Source organism: Priestia sp. JV24, assembly GCF_025910025.1.
Lineage (GTDB): Bacteria > Bacillota > Bacilli > Bacillales > Bacillaceae_H > Priestia > Priestia megaterium.
In genome coordinates, this window is the sequence record NZ_JAPCIN010000020.1 from 53,389 (window position 1) to 74,239 (window position 20,851).

23 protein-coding genes are annotated in these 20,851 nt (G+C 38.9%); 6 read left to right on the forward strand and 17 right to left on the reverse strand.

Annotated features, from left to right (window positions below; translation table 11 throughout):
* Positions 1–162 precede the first annotated feature (162 nt).
* Entirely contained in the window at positions 163–840 is a 678-nt protein-coding gene (locus OK414_RS15255; RefSeq protein ID WP_034651127.1) for a DUF1129 family protein, read from the reverse strand.
* Positions 830–1,168: a PadR family transcriptional regulator gene (locus OK414_RS15260; protein WP_013083614.1), complete on the reverse strand. Its 339-nt coding sequence runs from the start codon at positions 1,166–1,168 to the stop codon at positions 830–832. Before OK414_RS15260 ends, OK414_RS15255 begins: the two co-directional genes overlap by 11 nt.
* Before the next feature lie 251 nt (positions 1,169–1,419).
* On the opposite strand from OK414_RS15260, the gene htpX reads away from it, so the two are divergent.
* Positions 1,420–2,292, forward strand: a complete 873-nt coding sequence (gene htpX / locus OK414_RS15265) for a protease HtpX (RefSeq protein WP_013057489.1) — start codon at positions 1,420–1,422, stop codon at positions 2,290–2,292.
* Positions 2,293–2,334: 42 nt separating this feature from the next.
* Here htpX and OK414_RS15270 read toward each other — a convergent pair whose 3' ends face one another.
* Positions 2,335–3,321, reverse strand: coding sequence for an MBL fold metallo-hydrolase (locus OK414_RS15270; protein ID WP_016764548.1), 987 nt, complete (start codon positions 3,319–3,321; stop codon positions 2,335–2,337).
* Between the two features lie 311 nt (positions 3,322–3,632).
* Here OK414_RS15270 and OK414_RS15275 point away from each other — a divergent pair, with 311 nt between their 5' ends.
* Complete coding sequence (locus OK414_RS15275) at positions 3,633–3,956, forward strand: YnfA family protein (protein WP_034651124.1); 324 nt, start codon at positions 3,633–3,635, stop codon at positions 3,954–3,956.
* A 122-nt stretch (positions 3,957–4,078) separates the two neighbouring features.
* On the opposite strand, the gene OK414_RS15280 is transcribed toward OK414_RS15275, so the two are convergent.
* From OK414_RS15280 to OK414_RS15290, 3 genes are all read right to left on the reverse strand, one after another.
* Positions 4,079–5,362, reverse strand: coding sequence for an ABC transporter substrate-binding protein (locus tag OK414_RS15280; protein ID WP_263045170.1), 1,284 nt, complete (start codon positions 5,360–5,362; stop codon positions 4,079–4,081).
* 70 nt (positions 5,363–5,432) lie between these two features.
* Positions 5,433–6,260 carry a carbohydrate ABC transporter permease gene (locus OK414_RS15285; protein WP_013057493.1) on the reverse strand — a complete coding sequence of 276 codons (828 nt, stop codon included), beginning with the start codon at positions 6,258–6,260 and terminating at the stop codon, positions 5,433–5,435.
* Positions 6,260–7,222 carry a carbohydrate ABC transporter permease gene (locus OK414_RS15290; protein WP_016764551.1) on the reverse strand — a complete coding sequence of 321 codons (963 nt, stop codon included), beginning with the start codon at positions 7,220–7,222 and terminating at the stop codon, positions 6,260–6,262. The genes OK414_RS15285 and OK414_RS15290 overlap by 1 nt, the downstream gene beginning before the upstream one ends.
* Before the next feature lie 230 nt (positions 7,223–7,452).
* Here OK414_RS15290 and OK414_RS15295 point away from each other — a divergent pair, with 230 nt between their 5' ends.
* Positions 7,453–8,292, forward strand: a complete 840-nt coding sequence (locus tag OK414_RS15295; protein WP_263045171.1) for an SDR family oxidoreductase — start codon at positions 7,453–7,455, stop codon at positions 8,290–8,292.
* A 69-nt stretch (positions 8,293–8,361) separates the two neighbouring features.
* Here the strand turns inward: OK414_RS15295 and OK414_RS15300 are convergent, their stop codons facing one another.
* The 7 genes from OK414_RS15300 to OK414_RS15330 all read right to left on the reverse strand — a co-directional run bounded on the left by OK414_RS15300 (position 8,362) and on the right by OK414_RS15330 (position 14,885).
* Positions 8,362–9,693 carry a TIGR00366 family protein gene (locus OK414_RS15300; protein ID WP_014459643.1) on the reverse strand — a complete coding sequence of 444 codons (1,332 nt, stop codon included), beginning with the start codon at positions 9,691–9,693 and terminating at the stop codon, positions 8,362–8,364.
* Between the two features lie 127 nt (positions 9,694–9,820).
* The gene (locus OK414_RS15305; RefSeq protein ID WP_034651113.1) at positions 9,821–10,306 is read right to left on the reverse strand and encodes a GNAT family N-acetyltransferase; all 486 of its coding nucleotides are present in this window, start codon (positions 10,304–10,306) and stop codon (positions 9,821–9,823) included.
* 104 nt (positions 10,307–10,410) lie between these two features.
* Positions 10,411–10,644 (reverse strand): hypothetical protein, encoded by a 234-nt coding sequence (locus OK414_RS15310; RefSeq protein ID WP_034651110.1) that lies wholly within the window; start codon positions 10,642–10,644, stop codon positions 10,411–10,413.
* A gap of 100 nt (positions 10,645–10,744) precedes the next feature.
* The gene (locus tag OK414_RS15315) at positions 10,745–10,930 is read right to left on the reverse strand and encodes a DUF4083 family protein (protein WP_013083625.1); all 186 of its coding nucleotides are present in this window, start codon (positions 10,928–10,930) and stop codon (positions 10,745–10,747) included.
* A gap of 91 nt (positions 10,931–11,021) precedes the next feature.
* Positions 11,022–12,128: a CapA family protein gene (locus OK414_RS15320; protein WP_263045172.1), complete on the reverse strand. Its 1,107-nt coding sequence runs from the start codon at positions 12,126–12,128 to the stop codon at positions 11,022–11,024.
* Between the two features lie 302 nt (positions 12,129–12,430).
* A complete protein-coding gene (locus OK414_RS15325) occupies positions 12,431–13,675 on the reverse strand; it encodes a YeeE/YedE family protein (protein ID WP_263045173.1) in 1,245 nt (414 codons plus the stop codon).
* A 172-nt stretch (positions 13,676–13,847) separates the two neighbouring features.
* On the reverse strand, positions 13,848–14,885 hold the full coding sequence (locus OK414_RS15330; protein ID WP_263045174.1) for an EAL domain-containing protein: 1,038 nt from the start codon (positions 14,883–14,885) through the stop codon (positions 13,848–13,850).
* Positions 14,886–15,082: 197 nt separating this feature from the next.
* Here OK414_RS15330 and OK414_RS15335 point away from each other — a divergent pair, with 197 nt between their 5' ends.
* Entirely contained in the window at positions 15,083–15,415 is a 333-nt protein-coding gene (locus tag OK414_RS15335; RefSeq protein ID WP_034651098.1) for a hypothetical protein, read from the forward strand.
* 38 nt (positions 15,416–15,453) lie between these two features.
* Here OK414_RS15335 and OK414_RS15340 read toward each other — a convergent pair whose 3' ends face one another.
* Both OK414_RS15340 and OK414_RS15345 read right to left on the reverse strand, forming a co-directional pair.
* Complete coding sequence (locus OK414_RS15340; protein ID WP_263045175.1) at positions 15,454–16,626, reverse strand: iron-containing alcohol dehydrogenase; 1,173 nt, start codon at positions 16,624–16,626, stop codon at positions 15,454–15,456.
* A gap of 84 nt (positions 16,627–16,710) precedes the next feature.
* Positions 16,711–17,601, reverse strand: coding sequence for a LysR family transcriptional regulator (locus OK414_RS15345; protein WP_034651093.1), 891 nt, complete (start codon positions 17,599–17,601; stop codon positions 16,711–16,713).
* A 220-nt stretch (positions 17,602–17,821) separates the two neighbouring features.
* Here OK414_RS15345 and OK414_RS15350 point away from each other — a divergent pair, with 220 nt between their 5' ends.
* Entirely contained in the window at positions 17,822–17,968 is a 147-nt protein-coding gene (locus tag OK414_RS15350; RefSeq protein WP_013057506.1) for a hypothetical protein, read from the forward strand.
* Between the two features lie 167 nt (positions 17,969–18,135).
* Positions 18,136–19,047 (forward strand): DMT family transporter, encoded by a 912-nt coding sequence (locus tag OK414_RS15355; protein ID WP_034651091.1) that lies wholly within the window; start codon positions 18,136–18,138, stop codon positions 19,045–19,047.
* A gap of 140 nt (positions 19,048–19,187) precedes the next feature.
* Here OK414_RS15355 and OK414_RS15360 read toward each other — a convergent pair whose 3' ends face one another.
* A complete protein-coding gene (locus tag OK414_RS15360) occupies positions 19,188–19,592 on the reverse strand; it encodes a GNAT family N-acetyltransferase (protein ID WP_263045176.1) in 405 nt (134 codons plus the stop codon).
* Between the two features lie 23 nt (positions 19,593–19,615).
* Positions 19,616–20,851, reverse strand: a complete 1,236-nt coding sequence (locus OK414_RS15365) for an MFS transporter (protein ID WP_263045177.1) — start codon at positions 20,849–20,851, stop codon at positions 19,616–19,618.

Genomic DNA, 20,851 nt, shown 5'->3' on the forward strand with positions numbered 1-20,851 from the left:
GTTAGTAATCTTTAAATGGTGTGACCAAAAAGGTGTTCATGAGTTGAACACCTTTTTAATTATTTTAGTACGTCTTGCCTCAAGATAGACGTAAATTATGAAATTTCTTTAAAAATGCTCTTGATTATAGACTAAACAATACATTTCGCTGCTTCCTATATCTCATTTTGTAATTTGATATTTACTATTTAACCACCTTAAAACGATGAGTGTTACGGCACCAGCAGCTAAATATAAGAAACCTCCAACTTCTATTACATACCCAAAAGGTGGAATAAGCTTTGGTAAAAAAACCATCCCGGCAAGAGAAATAAAAATTAAGACAAAGAGTAGAAAAAAGTCCTTAATCTTATTCGAAATTTTGTAAACAGATTTTTGTATCCATTTTAAAAGCAGAAAAACATCAAGAGAAATAATAGCTGCAACAATAACAAAGGTGACGATTGCTGTTCCGATATAAACAGTCTGGCTGCTATCCTTAACATAATGTACAACGATATTTCCTATCCCGCTTACTATAGCCATCAAGCTTGCTAGCTGTAACAATAAAAAGCTTATAAAAAAAGCAGTGCTTTTTAAGGGTTCTTTAGGTAACTGTTTAATCATTTCATCACAGTACGTCCTAAGATTCTCTCCAAACACCTCTTCAGCACGCTTCCCTTCCGCTTGTGCGTCAATAAGGTGATCTAAAAGCTCCATCAATAACTCTTCAGCCTGCTGTTCAGAAACTGACACACTCGTTCGAATGTAAACAAGCATATTATCATAGTACTCTTCATTTTCCTTGGTCAGCTCTTTTCGCTTCTTATTATTTAATTGAATTAATTCCTTAGCGTTCATCGTAAAAACTCCTATTCAACAATTTATCTACAGGGTTTTGAATGTTGATCCATTCCTCTTGGATTTCACATAATGCGCTCTCACCAGATGCCGTAAGATGATAGTACTTTCGTTTAGGACCCGAAGGCGATGCTTTCATTTCTCCCTTTATTAATCCCTCCTTTTGAAGACGTAGTAAAATTGGGTAAATCGAACCTTCACTCACATCATTTAATCCATATTGTTGAAGCTTCTGAGATAGCTCATAGCCATAAACCGTTTCTTTTTGAATGATTGATAAGATACACCCTTCTAAAATTCCTTTTAACAATTGACTTCTCAAAGACATATCGATTTCTTCCTTTTCACTATCTTGTTATACAAGATACATTTTTAAAGTAAAGCTACCTTGCAAGACAAGATAGCTTTATATCACTCATAATAACCTATTTATGGTAAATATTCAACCATTTATTTACTTTTTTTATTAAACCACTTAACATAGTAATCTTTTTAGTAAATTTGAATAAATAAATGAAACCTTTCCTCTCTACTAACCGTATACCTATCATGCACGTATTAGTTAAAGGAGGAAGACTTGTGCTAAAACGAATTTCACTGTTTATTTTCGTTAATATTTTAGTATTAATTACAATCACAACGATTACATCTTTATTAGGTGTTCAAAGCTATATGGGAAGCAGCGGTTACGGCGGCCTGCTGGCATTTAGCGTAATTGCCGGCTTCAGCGGCGCGATTATTTCTCTTATGATGTCACGCGTGATGGCAAAGTGGATGATGGGTGTTCAAGTTATTGATGAACGTTCCCCTCAAGGTGAATACGAACGGTTTGTTCTAGAAGAAACGCACCGACTTGCATCTGTTGCAGGATTAAGAAAAATGCCTCAGGTCGGAATTTATCATTCAGCGGAAGTTAACGCTTTTGCAACTGGGCCAAGTAAAAGACGCTCGCTTGTTGCCGTTTCAAGCGGAATGCTCGAACGAATGGACCGCGATGCGATCAGCGGCGTTATCGCTCACGAAATAGCGCATATTAAAAGCGGTGATATGGTCACAACTACGCTTCTGCAAGGAGTATTAAATACATTTGTTATTTTCTTCTCTCGTTTAGTAGCCAAAGCGGTGTCAAACTTTGTGCGAGAAGAGTTTGCGATGGTTGTTTATTTCCTTACATCGATTGTATTTGAGATTCTCTTTAGTATCTTAAGCAGCCCAATTATCTTCTGGCATTCAAGAAGACGTGAATTCAAAGCCGATGAGCTTGCAGCTAAACTCGGTGGTAAAGAAAAAATGATTTATGCGTTAGAATCGCTTCGTCATACTACTTCATTAGTAGATGACCGTCAAAAATCCATTGCTGCTTTTAAAATTAGCGGCAAAGAAAAATTCTCACGCTTATTTTCTACTCACCCGCCGCTCGAAAAACGCATTGAGCGCTTGCATTCACTATAAGCACACAAAACCAGCTTCTTTAAAGAAGCTGGTTTTTTTATGTTATGACTGAGGAGCAAGCACACGTGTAGTTTCCCACAGCAAGACGCCTTCTTCATTTTTTGTTAATTCAACGTATCCTTCTTTCTCTAAATACGTAAGCTGGCCATACACTTCCGAGAAAATGAAGTCCGGTGCTTTTTGATACATATCCGGGAAAAAGGCTGCGCTGACTTCAAGCGTTGTTTTCTTTCCTTCCCCCATCGCTTGTAACACGCGCAGCGCCCATTTATGCTGCTTTTGAATACGTTCCATAATTAAAGAATGAATGTCACTAAGCGGTTCACCATGTCCGCTGTAGATCAAATCAATGTCATAGTTCAATGTTTTTTCTAGAGACGCTAAGTAGTCCAATAGCGGCGTAGGCTTAGGATTTTGGATTGTCGGTTCTAAGTATGGATTTGACGGCACTTTTGGCAAAATATGATCTCCTCCAAACGCGACTTTTTCTTTTCGATTGTAAAACATCAGCTGACTCAAGGAGTGTCCCGGCGTTTCAATCACTTCCCAATCACTAGCATAGGGAAGTGTATCTCCTTCTTTCAAATACCCTGCTAGCTTCTGCCCTTTAGGTGAATATACTTGAATTGCAGCCGTTGCTTTACGAAGCCATGTATCCATTACATCATCACTGACTCCAAACTCCATAAGAAAATTACGGTATAGCTCATTATGCTGCTGAACAAACTCTTCATCTTGGTAAATCCAAGGCTCCACAAGCTTATGACCGTAAACCGGTATATCACTCGGTAGCCATTCTAAAAATCCAGTGTGATCGGGATGCTGATGAGTAAGAATCACTTGTTCAATGTCTGTTACTTTATATCCTTCTTTACGAAGCGCCTCTTCAAAAACATTCCACGCTTCTTTGGTTTTCATCCCTGCATCAATTAACGTTACCTTGTCTGCTTTTAATAAAAACACATTCACTGGTCCAATTGGAAATGGCGTAGGCAGCTCAATGCGTATCACTTTATGATCTAAACTCATTTTACCAAACCCCTATATCTGCATTCTTTTTACTGCTTTATACTGTTAAACGTTTTATTCTTTTAAATAGTCAAATTCCTGCTAACTTCTACCTTTTGCAAAAGTGCGCTGAGCATCAATAATTAGATGACTCTTTGTACTCGTACAAACATTTTACATAAACTCATACTATTAATAGTTTAGCAGGTTTGAAGACAAATTGATAAAGGAATGCTTTCCATTGTAATTATTTAAAACGAACAAATGGTTCAGCAAACGAAAAAAGTAAGATAGAATAAAGAGATGAAATGATGGTATAGGGAGCATAGTTTATGATTAAAGCGATTTTTCTTTTTATCCTAGCGGGTCTTGCTGAAATTGGTGGAGGCTATCTGATTTGGCAGTGGCAGCGCGAAGGAGCATCAAGCTGGTTAGGACTTCTGGGCGGTATTGCTTTGGTGCTGTACGGCGTCATTGCTACGTGGCAGTCGTTCCCGGACTTTGGACGTGTATATGCAGCTTACGGCGGTATTTTTATTGTTTTAAGCCTGTTTTGGGCGTGGTGGGTTGATAAAAAAATGCCCGATACATATGATTGGATTGGCGGACTTGTGTGTCTGATTGGCGTAGCCGTTATGCTTTGGCCAAGAAGTTAAGTGATAACGCAGAAAGCGGCAGAATACATGAATTCTGCCGCCTTTTATTTTTTTAGATAAATACAGCTATATTGCCAGTTTATGTACTCACAAAAAAGACAACCCAAAGGTTGTCTTTTTTATTACTTCAACTCAGCCCATCTTTTATCTAATGATTTTAACAGCTCATCTTCAGATGTTTGGCCGCCGATGTATTCTTGTACATCCGCTCCAAATTTTTGCGTTACGCCTTCAGGGAATTTTGTCCATTCCCAAGGAAGCGTTTTTTGATCCTTAGAATATTTAAGAAGTTCTTCGCCTAAAGGTCCAATGTCTTTTGCTTCAATTGACTTAAAGGCTGGAATGTACTTAAAGTCTTCTACTAACGCTTTTTGGCCTTCTTTAGATGTGACCATCCAGTTTAAGAAGTCTTTTGCTGCTTTTTTATCTGCCGCTGGTGCTTGTTTGTGAATAACCCAGTTGCTTGGAACGTCGATTGCAAGCTTGTCAGCTACAGCTGCATCATCGCTTAACGGCATAGGTAGAATACCTACATCCATGTTCGGCGTAATTTTATTAAGCATTGGCTGAATCCAGTTTCCTTGCTGAATCATCGCTGCTTCATCGTTCGCAAACTTCGTTACTTGCGTGTTGTAGTCCGTCGTTAACGGATTTTTGTTTCCGTATTTTACCGTTAAATCAAGCAGCTTTACATACTGTTTGAACTGCTCGTTTCCTGCGATTTTCGTACTGCCGTCATTTAACCCTTTAATAAATGCATCCGGATCTTTTTGACTAGCAAATGGAATATTTAAGCCGTGGTTTCCAAGCACCCACCACTCGCCGTAGCCGATAGAAAATGGCGTAATACCGGCAGCTTTTAGCTTTTTAGCCGCTGCTTCTAATTCTGAATATGTTTTTGGGAGTTCTTTGATGCCTGCTTTTTTGAACAGTTTTTTGTTATATGTAAATCCATAGCCTTCAAGACTGATTGGCTGTCCATATACTTTACCGTCCATCGTCATTGGTGTAAGTGTATTTTCGTACGCATCATCAATCCAAGGCTGATCGGATAAATCTTCCAATTTATTTTTCCACGTTTTTGCCTCTTGATATCCCCCGTTTGTGAAAAGGTCAGGTGCATTACCCGACGCAAACTGCGCTTTTAAAGCTGCTGCACCGTCAGCTCCTCCACCGACCGTTTGGATATTGAACTTCACATTTGGATGTTCTTTTGTGTATTGATCAGTTAGAGCTTTTAGCTGATCAGCGATTTCTACTTTTCCTTGAAATACATCTACTACTACTTGATCTCCGCCGCTTTTTTTATTACCCGATGCGCTTTCGTTTGAACACGCGGTTGAAAATAAAAGCGTAGCCGATAAAACGCCTGCTGCTAAAGGCCATTTTTTCATTTTAAATGCCATTTTCCGTTCCTCCCTATTTGCTGCTGATTTTGACGCCTCAGCATCAAAATCAGCCCTGTTGCCGTTTCTATTATTTAATTGAACCGCTTGTAATTCCTTTAACAATGTGTTTTTGCATTGCAAAGAAGAAGATTAATAGCGGGATAATACTGATTACAAGTGCTGCTAGTGCTAAATCCCACTGCTTTGTATACTGACCAAAGAAGAAGAATGTCGCAAGTGGAATCGTTCTTAGCTCAGGATCTTGCAGAACAAGAGACGGAAGTAAGAAGTCATTCCAAATCCATAGGCTGTTTAAGATAACTACGGTTACTGTAATTGGTTTTAATAACGGGAACACAATTCTCCAGAATACGCCTAGACGTGAGCATCCGTCGATGATTGCGGCTTCTTCTAGCTCAACTGGAATTCCTTTAATAAATCCGTGGTATAAGAAAATCGTCATACCAGAACCAAAGCCTAAATACATGATCACAATACCCCAGATGCTGTTTAACAGATTTAAGTTTCCTGCTACTTTTACAAGCGGAATCATGATGGATTGAAACGGAATAACCATTGCCGCTACGAATGCCATAAAGATAATGCTGCTGATTTTTTTCTTTGTTCGAACCAGCATGTAAGCTGCCATTGAACAGAAGATGACTAGAACTGCGTTACTAATGACTGTAATGATCAGCGAGTTGCTAAGCACTTTTAAGTAATTCATTTGGTTGAATGCATTAACAAAGTTTTGAAACTGAATTGTTGTCGGCAGTGCCGATGTGTTTGATAAAATTTCTGCAAATGACTTCAGTGAGTTTGAAAGCACGTAATAAAATGGAACCAAGAACACTAGTCCAAGCAGGACTGCTAAAATTTCAACAATAAAGGTTTTGCTCGTATATTTGTTTCCCATCACGATTCAACCTCCTTCTTCTTGGTGTATGTTACTTGAATAATTGTAATTGCTGCTACGACGATGAAGAAAATTAAGGCTTTGGCTTCACCTAGACCGTATCTGTTATTAACAAATGCTTCTGTATAAATGTTAAGCGCTAACATTTCTGTTGATTTGAATGGACCACCGTTTGTTAATGATAAGTTGACATCAAATACTTTGAATGACCATGAAATCGTTAAGAATAAACAAACCGTTACTGCCGGTGCTACCATTGGAATTGTAATGTGACGAAGAATTTGCCATCTGCTTGCTCCGTCAATTTTTGCTGCTTCAATTAGCTCTTGCGGCACGTTTTGCAGTGCTGCTGTGTAAATAAGCATGATATAGCCTGCTCCTTGCCATACACTTACAATCACGATGCCCCAAAATGCTGTTTTTGCGTCTCCCAACCAAGGAAGTTCAAAAAGCGAAATTCCCGTGATTTGTCCGATAGATGCAAATCCTTTTACAAAAATGAACTGCCATACAAATCCTAGTAAAAGTCCGCCAATTAAATTCGGCATAAAGAAAACCGTACGTAAAATGTTTCGTGTTTTTAACATTTGAGTAACAAGGATTGCTAACACGAACCCAACCACATTCGTTAAGATAATCGCAACGACCGTATATTTTGTTGTGACCCAAAACGATTGCTGAAACTGCTTATCTTCGGTGAACAAGTACTTAAAGTTATCAAGTCCCACCCAGTTAATCGTACCGTTTACTCCGTTCCAGTCTGTAAACGAGTAATAAATCCCTGTAAAAAATGGTATAAGTACAATCACACAAAACGCTAAAAGTGCGGGCCCTACAAATAGAGCAAATAAACCTACATTTTTCAAATTTTTACGTTTTTTTGTATTAATGGATGGTTCTCTTTTAAGTTCTTGCTCTAAAGGAACATATTCTGTCTCCTGTAATTTACTTTGGCTATTCATCTTACTAGCACCTCCCTATGTCTTATTTTAGCGAAATCAGTTATTTATGAAACCGCTTTAATTGACGAGTAGGGTGTAAAATATTGACCTTTGTGCAACATTTTCTCCTCGGTGCACATTTTACGCCCTTTTTTACAACATGAAAGAAATAAAAGAAAAAGCTAGAAGTGGACGACGTATCTTCTTATCTTATACACTAAAAAAAAGATGTAGTTGGGAGGAACATACGCATGACAGCAAAACGAGCGTTAATTACGGGTGCCAATTCTGGAATGGGGCTGGCTACAACGATTGAACTAGCTAAAAAAGGATTCGAAGTCATTATGGTATGCCGAAATGAAGAAAGAGGAAATGCCGCTTTAGAAGAAGCGAAGCGTCAAAGCGGATCGGATTCCATATCTCTTATGACCTGTGACTTAGCTTCTCTCGCTAGTATCCGGGCTTTCAGTGATGACTTTACGTCTCGCTACAGTATGCTTGATGTGCTGATTAATAACGCGGGCGTCGTGACAGTTAAGCGGGAAACAACACAAGATGGATTCGAAATGATGCTTGGTGTCAATCATTTAGGTCACTTTTTATTAACTAATTTACTTTTAGATCCGCTGAAAAAATCTCAGCAAGGACGCATTATAAACGTTGGGTCCGGTGCTCATAAAGCTGGAAAAATAGACTTCACCAACCCTCACTTAACAACAGGATTCGGAATATGGCGAGGATACTCTAAGTCTAAATTAGCGAATAATTTATTTACGGTCTATTTAAGTAAAAAGCTAAAAGACACTTCTGTAACCGTAAATTGCCTTCACCCCGGAGCCGTTTCTATCGCTATCGGCGTTAATCGTCAAACGGGGTTTGGAAAAAGCGTTCACGCCGTGCTTCGCCCTTTCTTTTTAACACCTCTTGAAGGTGCCGAAACAGCTATTTATTTAGCAGACAGCCCTGAAGTAACGCATATTAGCGGCGCTTATTTTTATAAAAAACGCGTGACTCCTCCTTCTCCAAGAGCAAAAGATGAGCGACTGGCGGAAGAATTCTGGGACTGGAGTACGCGCGAAGTTGACTTATAAAGTAGATAGATACGCTCGGAAAAAAGAAAGTAATGAAAAAAGGTCAGCTTTTCAGCTGACCTTTGCGTATTAGAAAAACGTTAGTCCTATAGCAAAAATAAAGCCTGATACAATTAAGGTCGTCACGCAGTAGCCCATTATATCGCGCGCTCCGAGCCCTGCGATAGCTAGTGCGGGCAGTGCCCAAAACGGCTGCGCCATATTCATCCATGCTTCTCCGTAGGCAATGGCCATCGCAGCGACTCCCGGATCTACGCCGAGCTGTTCAGCTGCCGGCATAATAAAAGGTCCTTGTACAACCCAGTGTCCTCCTCCAGACGGAACAAAAAAGTTCACAACGCCAGAACTTAAAAACGCAAGAAACGGAAATGTCGTTTCATTTGAAATCGAGATAAACGCGTTCGTTAGCTTCCCGCCTAAGCCTGATAGCTCCATCATGCCTTGAATACCTGCGTAGAATGGAAACTGAATCACAATCCCAGCGGTTCCTTTCGCAGCATTAGAAACGGCATTCATATAGGATAAAGGCGTGCGGTGAAGTAAAATACCCGTTGTAAAAAACAATAAATTCACTGTGTTAATATCCATTTTAAAACCGTTTGTAGCAAAATAATAAATTAAATATGAATACCCAAGAAGCGCTATCGTCAGACTTAAAAACCTGCTGTTCTCCATGCGTACAGCAAATGTTGGCTTAGAAGAAGTTGTCTCAACAACTGTAGCCGGAGCCATTTCATCTTCCGCCAACAGTCTTGGATCAATTTCTACCACTTCTTTTCCCGTCGGCATCATCAGTCTTGTCATAATAGGAAGGACAATTAATAACCCGAGGGTAATAAATAAGTTGTACCCTGTAAAAATCGTGTCTGACAGCGGAATAAGTCCAGCCGTTTTTTCCATTGGGTTTCCAGGTGTAGCAGCGACAAGAGGAATAGAACCCGACAAGCCTCCGTGCCATGTTAAAAACCCTATGTAAGCACAGGCAATTAAAAACCGGTAATCAGATCCCGGCACGCGCTTCGCTACTTCTTTCGCAAACAGCGCACCTACAATTAAGCCAAACCCCCAGTTAATCATACAGGCCATAGCTGCGCCGAGCGTGACCAGAATTACCCCTTGCGCCGGAGTTTTGGCTAGCAGTGCTATGTTCACAAGCCACTTCTTTACAAGCGGCGAGCTAGCAAGCGCATGCCCTGTGACAAGCACTAAGCTCATTTGCATCGCAAATGCCAGAAGGTTCCAAAAGCCGCTTCCCCAAAACTGAACCATCTCAATCGGCCCGTGAGGAGTAAAAACAATACCTGATACAAATAAAATTAGCGTCAGGATTAAAGCAAATACAAACGGATCAGGTAAAAAGCGCTGCACAAGCGCCGTAAAGAAATTAGATAACGCTTTCATTTTACTCCTCCTTTACAGGAATACTCCTGTGAATAAATGTCGACAAGCATCTTTAATTATACATAATTTGTTGAAAATTGTTAATATTTAGTTTAAATAAAAAACCCTTCTGTTTTCCAGAAAGGTTTTACACACTAAACGTTTGAATAAGAGTTGGCTCTCCGTCAAGTTCAATTTTCTTTTCTTGAAAGGAAATATGTAAGCTTTCATAAATATGTTTCCAAAATGAAATAGCCCGCTTATTGCCTGCAAGCTCAATAATCATATACGTTCCTTTTCGATGAGAGAAAATGTCTTTTACCGTTTTAGAAGCGATGCCCTGCCCTCGGTATTTGTTTAAGATAAAAAAATCATTGATGCAGTAATCTGCTTCTTGCTGAAGTGCGGGCTGTTCAAGAAGTAAAAAAAAGCCCGTCAGCTTATCATCTACTTTAATAAAGTATGGCGAGAGGCCTTCTACTTTCCAAAACAGAGGCAGCTCTTCAAAATGGAAAGCTCCATCTTCGCGAATATCTAAAGAAGGTGTATACGCAGATAAATCGTGGAGATAAAGAGAATACAAATTTTGCAAAACGCCCGCTTGGCTTTTAGGTACTTTTTCAATCGTAAGCATTCCTAGTTCATCTCCTTCTTTTCCTATCATAAGGGTTTTTTGTGAAAGTTTACAGTAAAAATGTTTGAGGCAAAGTGAAGATGGATAGTCAAAAAGCTATTTTTTCATTTTGTAGATGTATGAAACGCAATAAAAAAACGATCATCTCCGGTACTGTACGCTCCGTCTGATAATCGTTTTTTATGTTTTGTTTGCTGATGCTGAAGTTTTTCCTTCTTTGTTTTGGTTTTGCGCGTTTCCATGTCTGCAAATATAAACAGGCTGCGGTTTAATTCTGGATTTCGCTTTCCTTCACGCGTCATTTTATCACGCATTTTTTTTGCTTTTGACTTTGCCATGTAACTTCCTCCCTATATAAACGATGTATACATATCTTACTGCTTTTTTATAAAATGTCAAGTTCAGAAGCACTGATGTGTTAACAGTGCTTCTGTATAGTCATGACTCTTTATTTTTCAGCATATCATCTAATTTTTGCTCCATACGCTGAAGCCTTTTTTCATTTGCCCCCTGCTTTTGAATCAACCTTTTTAAGCCTATAATAAATGCAATTATTACTCCTGCTATTCCTATCAGGATAAGCAGCATAAGAATTTGAAAAATCATATCACCTATATTAACCATAGTTCCACCTTTAATCTATTTTTTTACATTATATATTTTTTTTGGTTACTTTTGTTTTATTTTATAAAAAAAGCTCTCAATGCTGAGAGCCTCATTTACTATCTTCATCGTAAACTGTCCACTTTTCTTGTTTGATTTGATTGGAAACATCAATCAGCTTATTTTTCACTCGGTCCTTTTCCGGTCCTGTTAAAGGCGTAGGTCGGTAGTCGTTTCGCACTGTTGTGGAAGAAATACGGAATGGAATGACGTTGATGTCTTTATTCGTCGTTAGCTTTCCATCTTTAATCGTAAACTTCTGCTGAAATACAAATGTATCTTTATCACTTGGATTTTTGTTTCCGCCAAACATAAAGTTTCCTAAGCTATAGACAATAAATTTATTTTTGTACTCTTCAATTCCTTGAACAACATGAGGATGATGACCTAAAATTAAATCTGCTCCGTTATCAATTGTATACTTTGCCAATGCTTGCTGCGCTGTATCAGGAACATAGTGTCGTTCAGACCCCCAGTGGAAATGTACAATGATAATTTTAGCTCCTTTTTCTTTTAAAGACTTAATTCCGTCTTTAATCTGGCTTCTTATTTCTTTGGTGTCATCCCAGCCCGGATATCCAAGCAACCCTACTTTGACTCCTTTTACCGTGGTGACGTATGTATCTTCATAGCCAAAATAACCTATTCCGCTTTTTTTCAAATTCTCTCTTGTATCATCATATCCTTGCTGTAAATAATCACGTGTATGATTATTAGCTAAGTTAACGGTTTCAATACTTCCTTGTTTTAAAATATTCACAAAAGAAGGATCACCTTTAAAACGAAATGTTTTACTTGCTTTTTCAGTCGCAGTTGTCAGCGTCGTTTCTAAATTAACCGTTGTTAAATCATCTTGTTCAAAAATCGACTTTACATTTTGTGTAAAATACGGAAGGCCATTTCTTGCCGCTACGTCATTAAAAGTAGAATCATAGCTGAAGCTTTCATCATTTCCCAAAGTAAAATCTCCCGCTGCGCTAATTTTAATGGTTGTATTAATGCCCTCTTTTTTCTCTTTTTTTGTCGCTTTTTCTTTAGATTTTACAGCTTCTTCTTTTTTCTGCGGTTCAGAAGATGTTTGTTCTCCTGCTCCTCCGCACGCTCCCAGTAAAAAACACAAACTTCCATAAATAACAGTTTTTTTTAAATACTTGTTCATGTAACGTTAAAACCCCTTTTTACGTTTTAATAACTGTGTTTGGACATGGTGTTTAATGTTCATTTCGCCAAATACATACAATCTTCCTGTTATATCGGCAAAATAAGTGAAATTTTTATAAAAAAAGGAAATTCCAATCTTCTTTTTGAGTTAAAAACAAGAGTTTTTTTTAATACAAGTGCTATGAAGAAAGCTGATGATCTTTGATAAACGTCAAGGAATTTACAAAAATATAGAGGTTTTCAAACATCACCTAAAATAAAAAACCTCCTTTGCTCATGCAAAGAAGGTTTTATCCAAACTTAACAAATCGAATCATTAGATTTAGGGTTTTTGAGTCCAAATATCGGTCGGATAAATAGTGCTAATCCTGTGCCAAGCATTGCCATAACCATCCATACCCATCCATGAAGACTAAATGAAGCAATGCCGCCAAAGTAAGCGCCGATGTTACAGCCAAAAGCAAGACGAGCACCATACCCCATTAAAAGGCCGCCAACAACAGTTGCTCCCGCAACTCCGGGCTTAATCTTTCCTGGTTTGAACGTCCCTTGCGCCGTCGCTGAAATGAAGGCCCCTAGTATAATCCCAAAGTTTAACACGCTGGTAGAGTCTGCTAGCACACTTTGCGTTAGCGCTTCTCCATTTGCACCTTGGAAAAATCCCCAGCTCGATACATCTATCCCGGCTGCCATCATGGCTTTTCCACCCCATAATGCAAAAGCAGAAGTGATTCCCCAAGGGTTTCCTCTTACAGCAAGCGTCAATGCATTTAATACGGCCAGCACAATCGCTGCTGTGAATAGAGGCCAAGAGCCGCGAATAATCTTTGTCCACCCTTTTGTAGTAGGAAGCTGTTTCATCATAGGCGGATTTTTCTTTTTGGCAATTTGAATCGTAATCCAGTAAATCGCTGCGAACGCGATAAGCTGTATAATCCAAGCTCCAAAATAACCAAGACCTGTCGATTCAGCTAATGAGATAGGGGGAAGCGAAGGTTGCTTTTGCCAAAATGGCAAATGATACGCCCCAAACATAGAACCTACAATAAAGGCTAAAAGCGTTAAAATCATAGAAGAAGAGCCGCCGCCTAACGAATACAGCGTCCCTGAGGCACATCCATTTCCTAACTGCATGCCAATTCCAAACATAAACGAACCAACTATCACGCTTACTCCTACAGGTGAAACATATCCTTTTGGCGTTACCCCTGTAAAGCTAAAGCCTGTACTTAAAATAATAGCAAACAATGTTGACGCAATTGCAAGCATAAGCATATGCGCTTGCAAGCCTTGAACATTGCCGACAGATACAAGGCGGCGAAATGCTGATGTAAAGCCAAAACGTGCGTATAGAAGCGTCATCCCTAACGCTAGGCCGATAATAAATAAAACACCTTGCGTCCAATTAGTCGTGAGCACAATCGCAAGAAATAAAATAACTGCTGCTATAACCCCTCCTGCAAATAATGGCTTTTGCATAGGGCTTAATTCTGTTACAACAGTAGTCGGCTTTGATTTATATGATGAGTGCAACGTTTGTACCACATCATCAACTCCTTTTCTGATAGAAATACTAAGAATTAATATTTATCATCTTATAGCACTTCCCTTCTCCTGTAAACTGTTTAGCAAAATGAAAGTGAATTGTTTATTTTTTAAATTTTCTTACCTTTAGTCATACGAAAAGCAGAAGTTTCTATTCTTCTGCTTTTCGCTGCTAAACGTAAATAGAATGAATCTCTTTTACCGGAGTAGGATGAGGCTTTGCAAAATAATACCCTTGAAACAAATCATATCCCATCTCTATCAGGCATTTTAAATCTTCTTCTGTCTCTACCCCTTCCGCAAGAGCCTTCGCCCCCATTTTATGAGTGATAGCTAACATCTCTTGGGCCACTTTTTTCTGTTTCTCATTTTTACTGACTCCGTTTGTGAATTCAAATGCTAACTTCACCACGTCAGGCTCCACTTCTAAAAGCCTCTTCAGCGTGTTATAACCAACCCCTACGTCATCTAAAGCATATTTAAATCCATGGGAACGATAATAATTCAAAATGTTTTTTAAATGCTCAATATCTTGAACATCCTCCGTTTCAATCACTTCAAACACTATTTGCTCGGGTTTTATATTCAATTCTTGAATTAACGCAAATGTAGATGCCAAGCAATGCTCGGGATTATATATTGCTGTAGGAATAAAGTTAATAAAAATCAGCTGACGATCAATAATACTAGCATTTTTTACAGCTTCTAAGCGGCAGGCTCGGTCAAGAGCGAAGGTTTTATTTCTTATTTGAGCAGCTTCAAACATTTTAAAAGGCGGTATAATACTTCCGTCTTCTTCTAATCCTCTTGATAAAATTTCGTGCCCAACGATATGCACGCGTTCGTGATCAATCGATACAATCGGCTGATAATATGAGCAAATTCGCTTGTCTTCAATCAGCTCATCAATCCACAAGGCATCTTTCATTTTTTGAAAAACGGTGATTGGCTCCATACCCCCCAGGTTTTCAAACGGGCTCCGCTGCTTGGCTTCTACAGCCCACACATGCCGAGGGTCTAGATGCTGATGAACATAATCCATAAAACTCCAAAAGATATCTTCCCTCATCCAGAACATATCTTCTCCAAGAGTCTTCCATTGATTTTGAGAAATATCTTTAAAGTATCTTTCCAATTTCTTCACATCGTTTGACTTCTGAAAAGAAACCGTATATCCTGTCCTAATTGGCAGACACCCGTCGCACCCCATAGTTCATCTTCTCCCTCATTTATCATCAGTTTTTTGTATGTAAACATGGATAATTCTAGGAACTATACCATTTTTAAGAAATTTGCAAACCCTATTTTCCCTTTAAAATAGAACGTACTAAAAAGTTTTGGTAAAATGGTAGACGGCTTTTATTATCTAGATCATAGAAGAACTTGATATAAGGAAGTGAACAATGCATGAGCAAAAACCGTTTTACGAAGTGGTTTTTATTTTCTCTAATACTCTTTGCCTTAAGTACCGGAGCAATGTATTATATGCTGTACATATCGTACTGGACGTATTCTATTAAGCTGTTTTTAATCGCGGTACCACTCTTCACCTTATTATCGGTTGCTTTTGGTTCGTTGGTAATCATCCATGAGCGCAAAAGAAAACGTGTATTTCAGCTGCAAAATGAAGGAGCCAGTCCTAAAAGTACGTTTATTCAAGGATTTTCCGAAATAACGGTAGGAGCAGGATGCATCGTGCTGTGCTTTTTTCTTTTTCTTTATTTTCTAATGGATTATTGAGTACATATAAAAAAGACGAGCAGGCAGCTCGTCTTTTTTTATTTGGATCTTTCTAGAATATCTCGAACGCTTGCATAGTCAAGCTCTTTATAAGTGCCAACACCTGGTTTTACAAAGGTCTTTTCAACAATCGCATCAAATTCACGATCATCAATATCATAGTCACGCAAGCTGTTCGGGGCTCCTAAGTCATTCCAGAAAGTGCGAAGCGCTTTTGCTCCTTCCATTGCTGTTTCTTCATCGCTTTTTCCTGCTGGATCAATGCCAAATACGTTTACAGCCAATTGTTTTACACGGGAAGGGTCTTCTTTTAAGACGTGCTCCAGCCAGTTAGGGAACAAGATAGCAAGACCGCCTCCGTGGGGAATATCATATACGGCCGACAGAGCATGTTCGATACGGTGAGTAGCCCAGTCTCCCCCGTCCGTTCCGTTTGCTAAGCTTCCGTTAAACGCCGTCGTGCTGATATACATCATCGTTTCACGATACTTATAAGAAGTCAGGTCTTTAAGAAGCTTAGGACCTTCTTGTACAGCCGTTCTTAGTAAAGATTCAGTAAAGCCGTCGATCATCGGCGTATTTTCCGTGCGATGAAAATAGTGTTCAAGCGCATGCGACATACTGTCAACAATTCCATAGACGGTTTGATCGCGCGGCACTGAAAATGTGTACGCCGGATCTAAAATAGAAAAGACGGGAAATACGTGAGAAGACGTCCATCCGAGCTTTTCTTTTGTTTCCCAATTTGTTATAACAGAAGTTGAATTCATTTCAGACCCAGTTGCTGCAAGTGTTAATACCGTTCCAAAAGGAAGCGCATCTGTAATCTCTTTTTTACGTGTAATTAAATCCCATGTATTTCCTTCATACACGGCTCCAGCTGCAATAGCTTTTGTACAATCGATTACACTTCCTCCCCCAACGGCTAAAAGAAAATCAATGTTTTCTTTTTTACATATATCCACGCCTCTAGCTACCGTAGTCAAACGAGGATTAGGTTCTACACCAGACAGCTCGTGAACAACCGCGTTAATAGACTGAAGTTCAGCTTTCACTTCGTCGTATACGCCATTTCGTTTGATACTTCCTCCTCCGTATACTAACAGAACGTTTACTTGTTTATGATAAGAAGCAAGCTCTTGCGATAGCTTCGTAATTTGATTTTTTCCAAAGTATAATTTTGTAGGATTGTGCTGCAAAAATATATTCATGTTCTACACCTCTAGTTTCATGTTTTATAAAAAGTGTAGCACGAAAACTACTTCATCATTATTGAAGATTCTCTATATCTATTATCAATATTTTTGATAACCTTCTTGAACAAGTGAAATAAATTGTTGAATAGGTGCCGTCAGCCATTTTTTCTTTTTGAATATGAGCTGTGAATAAAGATAAAATTCTTCGTGGTCAAACGGGACTTTAATCAGTTTTCCACTTTCCATCTCTTGTTTTACCGCTATTTCCGGTACAAGAGCAATACCTAAATTATCCGCTACGCACTGTTTAATCGCTTCAAGACTGCTAAACGAGATGACCGATTGCATATGAATACCGCTGCTGCGCATCATCTCTTCTAAAAGCGTGCGATAAGGGCAGCCGCTCTCAGTTAAAATAATGGTCTCTCCCTCAAACTCTTCCATTAGAACGCTGTTTCTTTTACTAAAAGAATGAGAAGACGAAGCAATCATAACCATGTTTTCTTTTCGAATAGGAATCACTTCTAAACTTGAAGATGTTTGAAGGCGATCAAGCAAAACGGCTACATCATACTTTCCGTCAATAATTCCTTGTGTTAAATTTGGACATAAACCCGCTTCTAGCATAATCTTTAGAGAAGGGTGCTGTTTTTTTAATTCACGAATATACGGTGTAATAAAATAGGCGGCCAGCGACTCCACGGTTCCTATTGAAACGGTTCCTCTAGCATCTTCGTTCGTAGTAAGGCGCTCTTTTGCTTCATTTAATAACTCGGTTACTTGATTCACATAATAAAGCAATTCTTCACCAGGCTGAGTCAGCTTCATTTTTTGTCCTGTTCGTTCAAATAGTTTTTGACCGTAATGATCCTCTAATTTTTTTATATGAGTGGTAACGCTTGACTGAGCATACCCTAACTCCTCGCCCGTTCGTGTATAGCTCCCCCACTTCGCTACTTCTTTGAATGTATATAAATAGTTAATATCCATATGCTGCTCCTTATGTACTGCTGTTTGGTTTCGTTGTCCATATGTTAAAGCTGTTCTAGTAATTAGAACTTATACGTAAATAGAATCACAGTACAGTATAAGCGAACTCGTTTTGCCAAGCAATTTTATCAACCTTAAAAATTCTTTTTATATTAGGCAATTACGCCGTTTTTTGTTCATAGAATGAAAAACAAACCTATGAAAAGAAAGGGTGTATCTCATGACAGCCTACAAAGAAGTGTTATATAAAGGAAAACGCTTTGTACTGATTCACGTATATGATTCAGGATACTGTGAAATCCGACCGATTGATCATGCTTTTAAAGTCGAACTTGTGCGATTAGATGAGATAGAACAATGTGGATAACAATCATGAACGCAGCTAATGCAGCTGCTTTTTTATTTGTATTAAAAACAAGTGGATGAGATAAAAATAGCTGAATTGGCTGACCTTTTACATAATTTCTTCCTGTATACTTTGTAACTAAGGATATTCGCACTTATTTAGTTTCTATACTTACTCGAGGTGATTACATGAAAAAAGGCTGGCTGGAATGGATATTATTATCCGTGGCGTTAATTTGGGGAGCCAATTATGCAATCGGAAAATTTGGAGTTGCTCATATGTCTTCCATTCAATTTAGCGCACTGCGTTTTATAATGGTTGCTCCTATTCTTTTACTTATTACAGGAATAATAGAGCGAGGCATTCGGATCGAAAAAAAAGACTGGGGACGTTTAATAGCGGTCAGTATAGTAGGCGTTACGCTCTATCAAACGCTGTTTATGGTATCTGTTAAGTATACGACAGCTACAAATGCTTCTTTACTTATTTCGATGTCTCCTATTTTCACAGGAATCCTAGCTATATTATATAAGCATGAAGCTTTTTCGTTAAAAACACAGCTAGGCTCTGTGCTTGCTTTTTTCGGGGCTGCGTTTGTACTGCTGTTTGGTCACTCTAGTCATGCGCTGTCGCAGCTTGCATGGTTCGGAAACATCATGGGGATTGTCGCAGCCATTGCTTGGGGTTGGTACCCAATTTTAGCAAAACCTTTAGTCGTAAAATATTCTGCTTTGCGCGTGACTGCCTGGTCTGCTTTAATCGGAGCTATTCCGCTTACTGTCTACTGTCTTTTCACCTATCAAACACTTGTATGGCCAACAGATATAGGCAGCTGGAGCTCTCTGGCATACTCTGTTTTGTTCGTGACGGTTTACGGACTGGTGATGTGGTATGTAGGAATTGGAAAAATTGGCTCTACAAAAGTAATGGTCTACATGTATGTTATTCCTTTGTTCGCCGTTGTTTTTGCTGCTGTAGCTATCGGAGAGACCATCAATGCTATGCAGCTGCTTGGAGGACTTATTATTTTTAGCGGTTTGTATATTGTCAAAAAAAGCCCTGCTCCTAAAACAGCTCTTAAACTTAAAAGAGCAAACTAAAAAGAGTAACGGGTTCGGTTGATGCATGCCAATAAAGCTCAGATTTTTCTGAGCTTTATTAGTATACTATTTTAATGCCCTAATTGAATTAAACACCCGTTAAGCTGGTTAATGAACATTTTTCAGTTTATATTCATGAGTCATTTTATGCTGATTGTATACGCGTTGTATACGCGTTTAAAACCGTTTCGTTCATAAAATAGTTTCGCTTTGTCCGTGTCTGTATAGAGAACGAGACTGTCGTAATAATTCTCTGCATAGTGAATAATTTCTTTTAAAAGTTGTTTGCCTACACCCTTTCTACGAAACTGAGCTGAAACATAAAACCTTCTTACTCTTCTAACGTTAGCATACTGACTGTTAGGATTTTGATTAAGGCCGGCTACGCCAATTAATTTGTTTTTTTCACCGTAAACTTCCCACAATCTTTCGCCTATTTTGTTAAATACGTTTTGCCCGTTTTTATACTCCACTATTAGCTTGGTAAGAAAGCAAAAGCCTTCCTCCTGGTTTTCTATTAACAGCTCTTTTATATCATGCTCCACAAGCTACGTTATCCTAATGATTCTCATATACCTCCTCTCCGTTCAGCAGGTGTCTTGTCTATTTCGATAGAATGCTTGTTATACATTAATCCTGCCATGCCTATTAGAGCCGTTAAAAGTAACATGAAGCTTGAAAATAGATATACAAACCTTACCCCAAACAGGTCGGCTACTGTCCCTACAAATGCTATGGAAAGTATAAATACAGCCTGTACAAGAGTTGATTTTGCCGCTATTACTTTAGGAAGCATCCCGTTGCTGCAGGTATTTTGATAAATGGTTTCCTGAGCTACATCTCGAAGCTGATAGGCAGGACCCATCATTATCAAAAGTACTAAAGCTAGATACGGGTTCGTTACTAGACCGTAAAAACCGGTTAAAACAGCATAACCGAGTGAGCCTGCGAACATAAAAAGCAAAAGCCTTCCTTTTACCATAGAAGGCATTCGGTACACAATAATTCCTCCAACTATGCTTCCAAAATAATACGCACCGTTTATATACCCCCACCACGCTTCTCCTTTTTCAAGCACTTCTTTCACAAAAGAAAGAGTAATAGCTCCAATCCAAATGGTTCCAAAAAGCGACTCGATGATGTCCATTATAACGAGGGCTCTGATGCGTTTATGTATCCATAAAAAGCGCCATCCTTCCATTAATTTTGCCGCTCTTCGCTTTTGTGTTTGTTTATATGTATGGGTTTCTTTTATAAACAGTAAGCAAACAAATGAGATCGATAGAAGACCTGCCGTTATAAATAGAGACTGAGTGGATCCCGTTAAGGACAAAACGAAACCACCAAGCGACCACCCTGCAAACAGAAAAGTCTGATCAATTGTTGAAAGCAAGCTATTCGCCTGCATTCTTTGACTATCATTTACTAAGCTGCGTACAACTGACGTTTTAAAAATGGAAAAAAAGCCGTTAAAAAAAGAAATGATTCCAACAATGATAAAACCCATCGTTAGTACTGTGACTGTAAATTCTTGTGTAAGCAGCACATACAATCCAACAAGCATCCCTATCTGCATCACTTGAACAGACCGCATAATGTGAATGGATTTATACGTATCGGCTAGTAAAGGCACGCTAAGGCCGCTAAGGAGCCGTGCAAGTAAGCTCGTCATCGTAATCATCGACGCAAGAACTGTTGAACCGGTGTTTTCCTTTATATAGGAAGTGACAGCCATTGTATAAAGAACAAAACCTACATTTGCGGTTACTTGACTTGCTGCTAAAAGATAAAAACGCTGAGTCAA

Excerpts from the sequence above, each read along its gene's own strand:
- OK414_RS15255 (WP_034651127.1), bottom strand. The coding sequence starts at position 840 with ATGAACGCTAAGGAATTAATTCAATTAAATAATAAGAAGCGAAAAGAG.
- OK414_RS15260 (WP_013083614.1), bottom strand. The coding sequence starts at position 1,168 with ATGTCTTTGAGAAGTCAATTGTTAAAAGGAATTTTAGAAGGGTGTATC.
- OK414_RS15270 (WP_016764548.1), bottom strand. The coding sequence starts at position 3,321 with ATGAGTTTAGATCATAAAGTGATACGCATTGAGCTGCCTACGCCATTT.
- OK414_RS15275 (WP_034651124.1), top strand. The coding sequence starts at position 3,633 with ATGATTAAAGCGATTTTTCTTTTTATCCTAGCGGGTCTTGCTGAAATT.
- OK414_RS15280 (WP_263045170.1), bottom strand. The coding sequence starts at position 5,362 with ATGGCATTTAAAATGAAAAAATGGCCTTTAGCAGCAGGCGTTTTATCG.
- OK414_RS15285 (WP_013057493.1), bottom strand. The coding sequence starts at position 6,260 with ATGGGAAACAAATATACGAGCAAAACCTTTATTGTTGAAATTTTAGCA.
- OK414_RS15290 (WP_016764551.1), bottom strand. The coding sequence starts at position 7,222 with ATGAATAGCCAAAGTAAATTACAGGAGACAGAATATGTTCCTTTAGAG.
- OK414_RS15295 (WP_263045171.1), top strand. The coding sequence starts at position 7,453 with ATGACAGCAAAACGAGCGTTAATTACGGGTGCCAATTCTGGAATGGGG.
- OK414_RS15300 (WP_014459643.1), bottom strand. The coding sequence starts at position 9,693 with ATGAAAGCGTTATCTAATTTCTTTACGGCGCTTGTGCAGCGCTTTTTA.
- OK414_RS15305 (WP_034651113.1), bottom strand. The coding sequence starts at position 10,306 with ATGCTTACGATTGAAAAAGTACCTAAAAGCCAAGCGGGCGTTTTGCAA.
- OK414_RS15310 (WP_034651110.1), bottom strand. The coding sequence starts at position 10,644 with ATGGCAAAGTCAAAAGCAAAAAAAATGCGTGATAAAATGACGCGTGAA.
- OK414_RS15315 (WP_013083625.1), bottom strand. The coding sequence starts at position 10,930 with ATGGTTAATATAGGTGATATGATTTTTCAAATTCTTATGCTGCTTATC.
- OK414_RS15320 (WP_263045172.1), bottom strand. The coding sequence starts at position 12,128 with ATGAACAAGTATTTAAAAAAAACTGTTATTTATGGAAGTTTGTGTTTT.
- OK414_RS15330 (WP_263045174.1), bottom strand. The coding sequence starts at position 14,885 with ATGGGGTGCGACGGGTGTCTGCCAATTAGGACAGGATATACGGTTTCT.
- OK414_RS15335 (WP_034651098.1), top strand. The coding sequence starts at position 15,083 with ATGAGCAAAAACCGTTTTACGAAGTGGTTTTTATTTTCTCTAATACTC.
- OK414_RS15340 (WP_263045175.1), bottom strand. The coding sequence starts at position 16,626 with ATGAATATATTTTTGCAGCACAATCCTACAAAATTATACTTTGGAAAA.
- OK414_RS15345 (WP_034651093.1), bottom strand. The coding sequence starts at position 17,601 with ATGGATATTAACTATTTATATACATTCAAAGAAGTAGCGAAGTGGGGG.
- OK414_RS15350 (WP_013057506.1), top strand. The coding sequence starts at position 17,822 with ATGACAGCCTACAAAGAAGTGTTATATAAAGGAAAACGCTTTGTACTG.
- OK414_RS15355 (WP_034651091.1), top strand. The coding sequence starts at position 18,136 with ATGAAAAAAGGCTGGCTGGAATGGATATTATTATCCGTGGCGTTAATT.